General features: G+C 73.2%; 8 protein-coding genes. 6 read left to right on the top strand and 2 right to left on the bottom strand.

Annotation, left to right across the window (positions count from 1 at the left end):
- Positions 1–137 precede the first annotated feature (137 nt).
- Positions 138–1220, bottom strand: coding sequence for a ubiquitin-like protein (locus Q7L73_RS17250; protein ID WP_304694767.1), 1083 nt, complete (start codon positions 1218–1220; stop codon positions 138–140).
- Between the two features lie 58 nt (positions 1221–1278).
- Between Q7L73_RS17250 and Q7L73_RS17245 the strand changes: the two genes are divergently transcribed.
- The 6 genes from Q7L73_RS17245 (at position 1279) to Q7L73_RS17220 (ending at position 9881) form a co-directional block, all read left to right on the top strand.
- The gene (locus tag Q7L73_RS17245; protein WP_304694766.1) at positions 1279–2112 is read left to right on the top strand and encodes a carbon-nitrogen hydrolase family protein; all 834 of its coding nucleotides are present in this window, start codon (positions 1279–1281) and stop codon (positions 2110–2112) included.
- A 119-nt stretch (positions 2113–2231) separates the two neighbouring features.
- Positions 2232–4289, top strand: coding sequence for a choice-of-anchor D domain-containing protein (locus Q7L73_RS17240; protein ID WP_304694764.1), 2058 nt, complete (start codon positions 2232–2234; stop codon positions 4287–4289).
- Positions 4290–4393: 104 nt separating this feature from the next.
- The gene (locus Q7L73_RS17235) at positions 4394–5749 is read left to right on the top strand and encodes a M20/M25/M40 family metallo-hydrolase (protein ID WP_304694762.1); all 1356 of its coding nucleotides are present in this window, start codon (positions 4394–4396) and stop codon (positions 5747–5749) included.
- A complete protein-coding gene (locus Q7L73_RS17230; protein WP_304694761.1) occupies positions 5746–7419 on the top strand; it encodes an AbgT family transporter in 1674 nt (557 codons plus the stop codon). The genes Q7L73_RS17235 and Q7L73_RS17230 overlap by 4 nt, the downstream gene beginning before the upstream one ends.
- Positions 7420–7429: 10 nt before the next feature.
- Positions 7430–9016, top strand: a complete 1587-nt coding sequence (locus tag Q7L73_RS17225) for an SLC13 family permease (protein ID WP_304694760.1) — start codon at positions 7430–7432, stop codon at positions 9014–9016.
- 43 nt (positions 9017–9059) lie between these two features.
- Positions 9060–9881 carry a CDP-alcohol phosphatidyltransferase family protein gene (locus tag Q7L73_RS17220; protein ID WP_304694759.1) on the top strand — a complete coding sequence of 274 codons (822 nt, stop codon included), beginning with the start codon at positions 9060–9062 and terminating at the stop codon, positions 9879–9881.
- A 13-nt stretch (positions 9882–9894) separates the two neighbouring features.
- Here Q7L73_RS17220 and Q7L73_RS17215 read toward each other — a convergent pair whose 3' ends face one another.
- The gene (locus Q7L73_RS17215) at positions 9895–12033 is read right to left on the bottom strand and encodes a choice-of-anchor J domain-containing protein (protein WP_304694757.1); all 2139 of its coding nucleotides are present in this window, start codon (positions 12031–12033) and stop codon (positions 9895–9897) included.
- Positions 12034–12149 lie beyond the last annotated feature (116 nt).

Raw genomic sequence — 12149 nt, 5'->3', positions numbered from 1 at the left:
CGCGGCGGCGGGCGCGAACGCGGCGCCGGCGGTTGCGGCGGGCGCGGGGGCGGCGTGTGCGGACGCGGACGCGGCGAGCGCGGCGACGACGAGCGCCGTGCCGCCTCCTGCGGCGGTCGCGCGCGGGCGCACGCGCCTCAGCCGCCGAGCACGCGCACGAAGCGGCGGACCGGAGGCGACAGCCTGCCGTCTGCTGCGCGCACGCGCACTCTGACACGGTAGAGGCCGGGCGTCAGCGGCAGCGACAGGCGCAGCTCACCGCCGCGCTGCAGCGGGCGCGTCAACCGCTCGACCGTCGCGAAGCGGCCCTGGAAGCCGCGTCGGTGCGGGTTCGGCGCCGGGCAGCGCGCGAGCGCGCCGCTGCCGACCGCGCGGTCGACGCGCACGACGGCGCTCACCGCCGGCCGCGCGAGGCGCAGACGCAGGCCGAGCGCGACGCGCCCGCTCCCGCGCGCCGGGCGCACGCACTGGCGGCTGACGGCGAAGCGCGTCACCCGCGGCGCGGCGACGGACGGCGTCGGCTGTGGAGCCGGGACAGGCACGACAGCGCGTCCGGGCGCCGGCGGCGCGGGCGCGGGCGGCGTCGGCTCGGGCGCGCTCGGCGTCGGCTCCTGCGGCGTCTGCGGCTGCGTCGGCTCCTGCGGGTCGGTCGGCGTCTCCGGCTGCGGATCGGGCGGCGCCGTCACCGTCACCTCGGTCGCCGTCGAGTCGATCGTGCTGGTGCCGGAGACCTGCCGCGCGACGAGCGAGTGGAGGCCGGGCGCGAGCGTCACCGTCGTCGCCCAGCTGCCGTCGTCGCCGACCGGGACGGTCGTCAGCTCGGTCGCGCCGTCGAGCACCGTCAGGTCGGCGCCGGCGATGCCGGTGCCGCGCAGGCTCGCCGTGAGCCCGTCGAGGCCGTCGACGACGAGCGTCGGCGCACCGCGCAATCTGAGCACGAGATGGAGCGTCGATTGGCTCTGGATGTTGTAGTCGGAGAGCGTGCGGCCGTCCTCGAGCTGCCGGCCGGCGAAGATCAGGCGCTGCTGGTCAGGCGGGATCCCCTCTCTGTCCTGGATCTTCTGCTTGACCTGCTCGATCGTGTCGCTCGGCTCGACCTCGAGCGTGATCGTGCGGCCGGTCAGCGTCTTGACGAAGATCTGCATGCCGAGCGCGCTCGCGGCGCCGGGACCGGCGGCGAGGAGCGTCAAGACGGCGAGCAGGGACAGCAGGCGGCGCATCGTTCACTCCGTTCGGTCGGACGCCAGCGCGAGAACTTAAGCTCGGTAGTCTGACGAGATGACCACCCGTGTCGCCGCGATCCAGCTGCAGGCCAGCGCCGACAAGGACGAGAACGTCGCCCGCGCGAGCGCGCTCGTGGAGCGCGCGGCGAAGGCCGGCGCGCAGCTGGTCGTGCTGCCGGAGAAGTGGACCGGCGTCGGCGGGCCGGAGCAGCTGCGCGGCTTCGCCGAGCCGCTGCGCGACGGCCCCGCCTACGCCGCGATGGAGGGCTGGGCGCGCGAGCTGGGGGTCGCCGTCGTCGGCGGCTCGATCACCGAGCTGCGCGCCGACGGCACGCTCGCGAACGCCTCGATCGCCTTCGACGCCGGCGGTCGCGAGGCCGGCGTCTACCGCAAGATCCACATGTTCGACGTCAAGGCGGGCGGCAAGGTCTACCGCGAGTCGGCGGCCGAGCAGGCCGGCACGGAGATCGTCACGGCCGATCTCGCCGGCTGGCGGACCGGGCTGACGATCTGTTACGACCTGCGCTTCCCGGAGCTGTTCCGCGTGCTCGTCGATGACGGCGCGCGGCTGCTGACCGTGCCGGCCTGCTTCACCGTCGCGACCGGGCGCGACCACTGGGAGGTGCTGCTGCGGGCGCGCGCGATCGAGAACCAGTGCTACGTGATCGCCGCCGGCCAGTGGGGCGAGCCGGGCGGGATGCCCTCCTACGGCCGCTCGCTGGTCGTCGACCCGTGGGGGCTGGTGCTGGCGCAGGCGCCCGACGAGGACGGGATCGCGCTCGCCGAGCTGGACGCGGAGCGCCAGGACGGGATCCGCGAGCGGCTGCCGGCGCTGGCCCATCGCCGCCCGGACGTGTACACGCGCGCCGCTCAATCATCAATCGACTGACACGCTTCTCCTCCGAGATGATCGGCCGCGTTGCGCCGATCTTTAGCGAAGCTGAATTACGCTGACAATTCTGCGAATTCACAACTTCTGGACGGGGTTCGTCGTGTAATGGTGTGGGCATGTCCCCGCTCTCCCTGCGCGCCCTGTCGCGCGGGGCGCGTCGTCGTTCTGCCGTCGCGTCCCTCCTCATCGCAGCGCCGTTGGCGCTGACGGCGCTCCCGGGCGTCGCCCAAGCCGCATCCGTCAGATTCGAGAACAGCTGGGGGTGTGGCGGCAACGGTGGCGTCGTCGCCAACCAGTGGACCGTCCCGGCCGGCGTCTACAGAATCGACGTCGTCGTCCACGGCGAGCAGGGCGGCAGCTTCGGCGGCGCCGCCGCGAAGATCAACGCGTCGCTGGACGTGAACCCGGGCCAGCCGCTCTACTACTGCCTCGGCGTCGGCGGCGGCAGCCAGGGCACCGGCGCGAGCGGCATGGGCGCCGACGGCGGCGGCTACAGCATGATCACCGCCGAGAGAGACCTCACGACCCCGCTCGTGCTCGCCGCCGGCGGCGGCGGTCGCGGCGGTGGCCCGGCCGGCGGCGCCGGCGGCGACGCCGGCACCGCCAACACCGAGGCCAACGCGGGCGCCGGCGTCGGCACCGCCGGCGGCGGCGCGCGGCCGTTCGAGAACCAGGTCGGCGGCCGCGGCAGAAACGCCGACAACACGACCTACAACGGCACCGACGGCGCCTCGCTCAGAGGCGGCGACGGCGGCTCCAGCCCCGGCTACGGCGGCGGGGGCGGCGGCGCCGGCATGTGGGGCGGCGGCGGTGGCGCGGCCTCGACCAACGGGGCGGGCAGCGGCGGCGGCGGCGCCGGCGGCTACAGCTGGTGCCTCGTCAGCGGCTGCACGAGCACGACCGAGGGCGGCTCGCCGTACATCGAGGTCAGCTGGCCCGAGCCGATCGGCACCTCGACGACGCTCTCGTTCAGCGGCACGACGAGAGCGATCTCGAGCAAGCCGGTCACGCTCAGAGCGGTCGTCACGCCCGCTCCGTCGACGGGCACCGTCAACTTCACCGTCGACACGTACAACCAGTGGGGCTGCGAGGCCGTCCCGGTCGACCCGTCGACCGGCGTCGCCGAGTGCAGAACGAGCATCCCCGGTGAGCGCGGCAGACACGCCGTCAGAGCCGTCTACACCGACTCGTCCAACACCTACAACAGCTCCTCGCACGAGATCGGCTTCCAGGTCTACGGCGGCGAGCCGGCGATCTCCCCGACCCCTGAGGTGCTGTTCGGCGAGGTCGAGCTGGGCAAGAGCACGACCAGAACGATCACCGTCAGCAACGTCGGCGACGCCGACATGACGCTCGACGCGACCTACGGCGTCTACATCGCCGAGTACTTCCCGCGCGCCCGTCCGCCCCGCAGCAGCGAGTACACCGCGCTCGACGACCAGTGCTCCGGCAGAACGGTCGCGCCGGGCGCGAGCTGCGCCGTCGTCGTCAAGTTCGCCCCGAGCGCGCTCGGCGAGCGCACGGCCGAGATCGAGATCTACAGCGACACGTGGAGCCGCCCGGATCCGGTCCTGCTGACCGGCACCGGCATCGCGGCGAGACCGGAGCCGGAGCCCCAGCCGGAGGAGAGAAAGCCGGAGACGCCGGTGACGCCGGCGCCGACGCCGTCGAGCCCGGCCCCGGCCGCGCCGGTGACGCCCGTCAAGCCGGCTGAGATGCCTGCGCCGAGAAACCCGGCCGTCCCGGTTGGCGCCTCCTCGCCGATCGGCGTCAGCCAGCCGGCGATCGTGACGCAGTCCGGTGGCGTCAGACTGCCGCTCGTCTGCCCGCCCGGTCAGGCGTGCAGCGTGTCGGGCACGCTGACGCTGGCGATCACGGGCGGTCAGGCCCGCGCCGCCGCCAAGACGACGCGTGTGCTGGTCCGCTTCTCCGGGATCAGGGTCGCGGCTGGCAAGACGAAGACGCTGTCGCTGAAGCTGCCGGCGTCGTTCGTGAAGGCTCAGCAGAAGAAGGGCGTGCGCAAGCTGCGCACGACGCTGACGGTGAACACGACGCTCGGCAGTGGCCAGAGAGTCACCAGACGCCAGGCCGTCACGCTGCTGATCCCGCGCGCCAGAGTCGCGCAGAGAAGAGCAGCCCCGAGACAGGCAGAACGCCCCGCCTTCACCGGCTGACCCGGCGCGCCGCCCTTCCGCGGAAGGGCGGCGCCGCTTGCCCGCGCCCCGGGCTTCTGAATAAGGTGCTCGCGCACTGTCGGAACAACTGCGGGGGCATCTTGATGGACGCTGAGTCGGTCGCGAGCAGAGCACGCGAGCTGATGCCGGACCTGCGGCGGGACCTGGAGGCGCTCGTGCGGATCCCGTCGGTCTCGACCCCTGGCGTGATCGACGCGCCGTTGCTGGAGGCGTTCGAGCTGACGTCGCGGCTGTTCGCCGACGCCGGCGTCGCCGTCGATCGGCTCGACCTGCCGGGCACCGCGCCGGTCGTGACCGGCGAGATCCCGGCCCCGCCCGGCGCCCCGACCGTCCTGCTCTACAGCCACTACGACGTCGTCGCCGCCGGCGACGCGTCGCTCTGGACCGACCCGCCGTTCGAGCCGACCGAGCGCGACGGCGCGCTCTACGGCCGCGGCGTCGCCGACACGAAGTCGAACGTGCTCGCCCACGTCGGCGCGCTGCGCGCCTGGGGCGGGAGACCGCCGGTCGGCATCAAGCTCTGCATCGAGGGGTACGAGGAGATCGGCAGCGGCGAGCTGCCCGCCTATCCGGCGACCGATCCGCAGCGCTTCGCCGCCGACGCGATGGTGATCGGCGACATGGGATCGATCCGCCCTGGCGTGCCGACGCTGACGACCGCGCTGCGCGGCACCGCGAACGTCTTCGTGGAGCTGCGGACGCTCGCCTCGGCGAAGCACAGCGGCCTCTACGGCGGCGCCGCGCCGGACGCGCTGCTCGCGCTCCTGCGCGCGCTGCAGACACTCCACGACGACGCGGGCGACGTCGCCGTCGCGGGGTTGCGCCGAACCGCGTGGGACGGCCCGTCGCAGCCGGAGGCAGACTTCCGCGAGCTGGGAACCGTGCTCGACGGCATGTCGCTGATCGGCAGCGGCGACCTCGGCGAGCGCGTCTGGTCGGGCCCCGCGATCTCCGTGATCGGGATCGACGTGCCGTCGGTCGGCGACGCCGTCAACGCCGTCTCGCCGTACGCGCGCGCCGTCCTCAACGTGCGCGTCCACCCCGAGCAGGAGGCGAGCGAGGCGCAGGAGGCGGTGATCCGCCACCTGCGCGCGCAGCGGCCGTTCGGGATCGAGCTGCAGGTCAGTCCCGGCGCGACCGGCAACGGCTTCGCCGCCCGCACCGAGGGGCCGGCCTACGACGCCGCTCGCGCCGCCTGGTCGGCCGCCTGGGGCGCCGAGGTGCTGCTCGCCGGCAGCGGCGGCTCGATCCCGATCGTCAACGCGCTCGCGCGGGCGCTGCCCGACGCGGAGGCGCTGCTGGTCGGCACCGCCGACGGGTTCGCGAACATCCACGGGCCGGACGAGCGGCTGCTGCTGTCCGAGTTCGAGCATGCGGTCGTCGCCGAGGCCGACTTCCTCGGCCGCTACGCGGAGGCGTTCCGGAGCGCTGCCCGATGAGCGCCGCGACGAGCGGGCACGTCGACGGCAGCGGCGGCTTCGGCGAGCAGCGCGCGGCGGGCGACGGCGGCTTCGCGCAGCGGGCGCTGGCGTGGGTCGAGCGGGCCGGCAACAAGGTTCCGAACCCGGCGATCCTCTTCCTCGGGCTGTGCGTCGGGGTGATCGTGCTGTCGCAGCTGCTCGACTGGATCGGCGTCAGCGTCAGCTCCGAGGTGATCGACCCCGGCAGCCACGCCGCGTCGCTCAGCCAGGACGGCGTCAGCTCGCTGCCGGCCGGCCATCCCGACTACCACGTCGAGACCGAGACGTTCGCCATCAGAGGCCTGCTGACGGTCACCGGGATCCGCTTCATGTTCACCTCGTTCGTGCCGAACTTCCTCGGCTTCACGGCGATGGGCGTGATCCTCGTGGCGATGATCGGCGTCGGCGTGGCGGAGCTGTCGGGCCTCGTCGGCGGGCTGATCCGCAAGCTCGTCGCGATCTCCACGCCTGCCTCGCTGACGTTCATCATCGTCTTCGTCGGGATCGTCTCCAGCATCGCCGCGGACGCCGGTTACCTCGTGCTGATCCCGCTTGCCGCGACCGCCTTCCTGAGCGTCGGGCGCCATCCGCTCGCCGGGATCGCGGCCGGCTTCGGCGCCGTCAGCGCGGCCTTCGGCGTCAACATCCTGATCGTCCCGGCCGACGCGGTCATCACGGACATAACGAACGAGGCGGCGGCGCTCGTCGATCCCGGCACGAGAATCGACCTCGTCGCGAACCTCTTCTTCGGCGCCGGCTGCACGATCTTCCTGACGATCGTGATCGCGCTCGTGACGACGAAGATCATCGAACCGCGACTGGGCACGTGGGACCGCTCGCTCGCCGACGAGGACGAGCTGGCGCGCGAGGAGGGGCAGGCGGTCGACGCGGCGCTGGAGGCGAAGGGCCTGCGCTGGGCGGGGCTCGCGGTGCTGCTCGTGCTGGCGGTCGTCGCCGCGCTGACGCTGCCGTCGGGCGCGCCGCTGCGCAACCCCGACACGAACGACATCATCGGCGACTCGCCGTTCATGAGCAGCCTGATCGTGATCATCTCGGCCGCCTTCCTCGCCGCCGGCATCGCCTACGGCAAGGCGGTCGGGACGATCAGAGGCAGCAACGATGTGCTCGGCATGATCACGAGATCGTGGGCGAGCCTCGCCAGCCTGCTCTTCTTGTTCCTGCTGATCGCGCAGTTCATCGCCTACTTCGACTACTCGAACATCGCGCAGGTGGTCGCGGTCTCGCTCGGCGACGTGCTCGAGGACCTCGACCTCGGCGACCTCTGGCTGCTGCTCGGCGTGATGGTCGTGACGATCGTCGTCAACTTCGTGATCCCGGCGAAGATCGCGAAGTGGGCGATCCTCGCGCCGATCTTCGTGCCGCTGATGCTGCGGCTCGGGATCGAGCCGCAGACCGTGCTCGCCGCCTACCGCGTCGGCGACTCGCCGACGAACGTGCTGACGCCGCTGATGCCGTACTTCGCGCTGATCGTCGTCTTCGCGCAGCGGTACCAGAGAGACGCCGGCATCGGGACGGTGATCGCGCTGATGATCCCGTACACGCTCGTGCTGACCGTCGCCTGGGTGCTGTTCTTCGTCGCCTGGTACCTGCTCGGGATACCGCTCGGGCCGGGCGCGCCGATCCGCTGACGCAGCCACCGTGGACGACGCGACCGTCACGCTCCTGATCCTGGCGGCGGCGGTCGCGCTGTTCGTCTGGAACCGCCTCCCCGTCGCCGTGGTGGCGCTGGCGGTGGCGCTGACGCTCGCCGCGACGGGCGTGACCACGCTGCGCGAGGCGCTCGCCGGCTTCGGCGACCCGACGGTGCTGTTCATCGCCTCGCTGTTCGTGATCAGCGAGGCGCTCGACGCGAACGGCGTGACGACCTGGGCCGGCCAGCGGCTGACGCGCGCCGCGGGCGGCGACAGCACGCGCCTCGTCGCCTTCTCGCTGCTGCTGGCGGCGCTGCTGTCGGCGCTGATCACGCCCAACGGCGCGGTCGCCGCGCTCGTGCCGATGATGGTCGTGATCGGCACGCGGATCGGCCGCGCGCCGTCGCGGCTGCTGATGCCGCTCGCCTTCAGCGCCCACGCCGGCTCGCTGCTGGTGCTGATGGGGTCGCCGGTCAACATCCTCGCCTCGCAGGCGGCGGCCGACGCCGGCGCCGGCCGCTTCGGCTTCTTCTCGTTCGCGCTGGTCGGCGTGCCGCTGACGGTGGGGGCGGTCGCGCTGTCGCTGCTGCTCGCGCCGCGGCTGCTGCCCGACCGCCGCGCGAGGTCGGTCCCGCCCGACCTCAGCGCGCACGCGCGCACGCTCGTCGAGCAGCACGCGATCGCGGGCGGCGTCGTCGCGCGGACGGTGCCGGAGTCGCTCTTCACGCGCGAGGTCGGCGTCGCGGAAGTCGTCGTGCCACCGCGCTCCCCGCTGATCGGCGAGCGCGTCTTCGCCGGCATGACGACCGACAGCGGCGAGCTGGTCGTGCTCGCGGTGCAGCGTCGCGGCGAGCCGCTGGAGGGCGGGCCGGCGACGCTCGCGGCCGGCGACGTACTGCTGCTCGAAGGGGCGTGGCAGTCGCTCGACGCGCAGCTCGGCGGTCGCGACGAGGTGCTCGTCGTCGACCCGCCGGCGGTCGTGCGGCGGCAGCTCGTCGCGCTCGGGCCGGGCGCCCGCCGCACGCTCGCGATCTTCGCGGCGTTCGTCGCGCTGCTGGCGACCGGGCTGCTGCCGGCGGCGGCCGCCGGCCTGCTGGCGGCGGGCGCGCTGGTGGTCTCGCGCGCGATCGGCGAGGAGCAGGCGTACCGCGCGATCTCGTGGCCGACCGTGATCCTGATCGCCGGCCTGATCCCGCTGTCCGGCGCGATCGAGTCGACCGGCGCCGCCGACGACATCGCGCGGCTGCTGATCGACGCCGTCGGCGACGGCAGCCCGTACCTGCTGCTGGCCGCGTTGTTCGTCGTCGCAGCGCTGTTCGGGATCGCGGTCAGCAACACCGCGACGGCGCTGATCCTGATCCCGGTCGCGATCGCCGCCGCGGCTGAGCTGGACGTCTCGCCGCGGCCGCTGCTGATGTGCGTCGCGGTCGCCTGCTCGGCCGCCTTCCTGACGCCGATCTCGACCCCCGGCAACCTGATGGTGATGGGTCCGGGCGGCTACCGCTTCGGCGACTACTGGCGCTTCGGCTTGCCGTTCCTGGCGCTCTTCTTCGTCGTCGCGGTCGGGCTGGTGCCGCAGATCTGGGGGTTCTGACGCGCCCCTGTAACCAGCTTGCTGACCGCTGGTAGATAAGGACATGAACGCTACTGACCGGCGGTCGACAGAGTCCGCGAACGAGGCGGGAGTCACCGCCACCGCAGCGCCCGACGCCGGCGCGCCGGCGCGCGGCGTCAACGCCACCCGCGAGCCGAGCTTCCTGCTCGCCAGACCGGAGAAGCGGGTGCTGCGGGCGATCGCGCGGCGGCTGCCGCGCTGGCTGCTGCCCGACGACCTGACGCTGCTCGGGATCGTCGCGGCGATCGCGATCTGCGTCGCGTATGGACTGTCGAACAACAGCGACGTGTGGCTGTGGGTCGCCAGCGGCCTGCTCGTCGTCCACTGGCTCGGCGACTCGCTCGACGGCACGCTCGCGCGCGTGCGCGAGATCCAGCGGCCGCGCTACGGCTACTACCTCGACCACCTCGTCGACGCGGGCGCGACCGCCGCGATCGCGATCGGGCTCGGCCTCTCGCCGCACATGCTGCTGTCGGTCGGGATGCTGCTCGGCGTCGCCTACCTGGTGCTGTCGGTCAACGTCTACCTCGAGAGCCAGGCGCTCGGCCGCTTCTCGATCGGCTACGGCCTGATCGGCCCGACCGAGGTGCGCGTGATCCTGATCGCGCTCAACACCGCCCTCGCGCTCGGCCTCGATCCGCGCGTCGAGCTGTTCGGCGTCACGGTCACCGCGCTCGACCTCGCCGGCGTCGCGCTCGCCGCCGGCATGCTGCTGCTGCTGACCGCCCGCGCGCTGAGAAACCTGCGCGAGCTGGCGCAGGCCGAGCCGGCCGCCGCGCGCGGCCCGCTCTTCCGGCGGATGGAGCGCCGTCCGCGCGCGAGCCGCCGCCCGCGCATGAGCTGAACGGCGGCGCCCGCTATCGCCCGCGCACCAGCGTGCGGGCGGTGCTTCTGCCCGCGACCGTCACGGTGACGGCGAGCCTGCCGCCGCGCGCTCTGGCGAGCAGTCTGCGGCCGGCGGCCGTCAGCCTCGCGCTGACGGTCGCGCGCTTGCCGGCTGCGATCGCGTAGCGGGCGCTCGCGATCGTCGTTCTGCGGACCTTGATCGTGAGCGTGCCGCTGCAGCGCGCGCCGCTGCAGCTCACGCTCAGCGAGACCGTGCCGGCGCGGGTCGCCTTCAGGTCGCCGCGCGCGAGCGCGACCGCCGGCTTCGCTGCCGTCGGCGTCCCGCCTCTGGACGCGGGCGGGCTCGCCGGCGGCTGCTGCACGCCCGGGTCTGGCTGCGGCGCCGGCGGGTCGACCTGCTGGAGCGGCGGCACCGGCACCGCCAGCGACAGCCGCGCTCTCTCGGCGTTGCCGACGGCGTCGACGCTGAAGTAGCGGATCCGCTCGCCCGCGGCGAGCAGCGGCCGGTTCGCCGGGTCGTAGACGGCGCTCGCGGTCGTCGGCTCGGCCGGATCGACGCCGGTCGTGTAGTGAGTCGCCGCCACGCCCGACTGCGCATCGGCGGCGGTCAGCGTGACCGGGCCGGCGAGCGTCGCGCCGGTGACGCTGTCGCCGCTGGTCGGCGCGGTCATGTCGACTCTCGCGGCGGCCGATCTGCGCGCCGTCGCGGCGTTGCCGACGGCGTCGACGCTGAAGTAGCGGATCGACTCGCCGTCGTTGAGCGTCGGCGGCGCGTCCGGGTTGTAGACGGTGCTCGCGGTCGTCGGCGGCGCGGGGTCGGCGCCGATCGTGAAGTAGGTCGTCGCGACGCCGCTCTGCGCGTCGGTCGCGGTCAGTCTCGCGGCCGGCGCGACCGCGACCCAGCCGCTCGGCACGGCGTCGCTCGTCAGCGGCGCGGTCGTGTCGACCTGGGCGGGGTCGGAGACCTGCACCGCCTCCTGGTTGCCGACGACGTCGACGGCGAACCACTTGATCCGCTCGCCGTCGCCGAGCAGCGGCGGGTCGGCGGCGTCGTACGTCGCGCTGGCGGTCGTCGGCGTCGCGGGCGCGACGCCCTTCGTGTAGTGGATCGCGCTGACGCCGCTGCCGTCGCCGGTGCCATAGGCGTCTCTGTCGGTCGCCGTCAGTCTCGCCGCGACCGGCGCGGCGTGCCAGCCGGAGGGCAGGTCGAGCAGCGAGACCGGCGCGGTGCCGTCGTGCTGGTAGCTGCCCAGCTCGACGCATTCGGAGGCGTTGCCGGCGTAGTCGGTCGCGTAGACGGAGAACGTCTTCGTGGCGTCGAAGGACAGCGGGTACTCGGTGCTGATCGTCCCGCCGTCCGGGGCTTCGACGGCCTTGACGCCGCCGAGGAGGCTGCAGCTCGCGGTGTTGAAGAAGTACACGTAGCCCGGCTCGCCGAGCGTCGCTCTGACGGTCGGGTTCTGGCTCGTGCCCGGGGACGGCGTCACGATCTGCGCGTCGGCCGGCGCGGCCGGCGGCGTTCTGTCCTCGACGTATCTGACGCTGTCGATCGCGACCAGGTCGCCGGCGGTCGTCGTGTCCGCGGCGACGTGGCGGAAGGCGAAGCGGCCGCTCATCGGCGACGGCAGGTCTCTGCCGCTGAGCGTGACGCTGTACGTCGTCCAGTCGGTCGGGAAGCCGTCGGGATCGTCGCTGGCGATCGTCTTCAGCAGCAGGTCGTAGTCGCCGACGCCGTCCGCGTCGAGCCCGGGAAGGCTTCCGGGGCCGTTGCGCGCCAGCCGCAGCTCGACCCGGTCGGGCTTGAGCGGGCTGCCGGGACCGCGCAGCTTGAAGACGATCTGATCGCCGCCGCGCAGGATGATGTCGGGTGAGGTCAGCCAGTGCGACAGTCTGCCGCCGGAGCCGACCGTGCTCCCGTCGGAGACGACATACGAGTCCGGGCTGCCGTCGGCGGCGTCGAACGGGCTGCCGGCCGCGCCCATCGTCCAGCCGCTCGGGCTGGGCGGCGACGAGCTGTTCCGCGACTCCCAGCCGGGAAACCACGGTCCCGTCTCGAAGCCCTGCTCGAAGTCGGCCTGCGCGGTCCCGGACAGAGACAGCAGCGCCGCCGTGCAGGCGGTGACGAGCAGAGCGAGCAGCCGTCGGGACATCGAGGCACGAACCTCCGTGTTCGAGGAGAGCGGGGCGTCAGCGTACTGGCGCCCTCTATCGGCCGCCGGACGCCGTTACTGAAGCCCGAACCAGCGTGCTCGACGAATGCTGCCGA

The organism is Conexibacter sp. CPCC 205762, from assembly GCF_030646155.1.
In the GTDB taxonomy this organism is placed as follows: Bacteria; Actinomycetota; Thermoleophilia; order Solirubrobacterales; family Solirubrobacteraceae; genus Conexibacter.
Note: the sequence above shows the minus strand (reverse complement) of the source record. Positions and strands in the feature narration are given on the sequence as shown.

Bases quoted from the DNA above. Each gene is read 5' to 3' on its own strand.
- Q7L73_RS17230 (WP_304694761.1), top strand. From the start codon at position 5,746: ATGAGCGCCGCGACGAGCGGGCACGTCGACGGCAGCGGCGGCTTCGGC.
- Q7L73_RS17245 (WP_304694766.1), top strand. From the start codon at position 1,279: ATGACCACCCGTGTCGCCGCGATCCAGCTGCAGGCCAGCGCCGACAAG.
- Q7L73_RS17220 (WP_304694759.1), top strand. From the start codon at position 9,060: ATGAACGCTACTGACCGGCGGTCGACAGAGTCCGCGAACGAGGCGGGA.
- Q7L73_RS17240 (WP_304694764.1), top strand. From the start codon at position 2,232: ATGTCCCCGCTCTCCCTGCGCGCCCTGTCGCGCGGGGCGCGTCGTCGT.
- Q7L73_RS17250 (WP_304694767.1), bottom strand. From the start codon at position 1,220: ATGCGCCGCCTGCTGTCCCTGCTCGCCGTCTTGACGCTCCTCGCCGCC.
- Q7L73_RS17215 (WP_304694757.1), bottom strand. From the start codon at position 12,033: ATGTCCCGACGGCTGCTCGCTCTGCTCGTCACCGCCTGCACGGCGGCG.
- Q7L73_RS17235 (WP_304694762.1), top strand. From the start codon at position 4,394: ATGGACGCTGAGTCGGTCGCGAGCAGAGCACGCGAGCTGATGCCGGAC.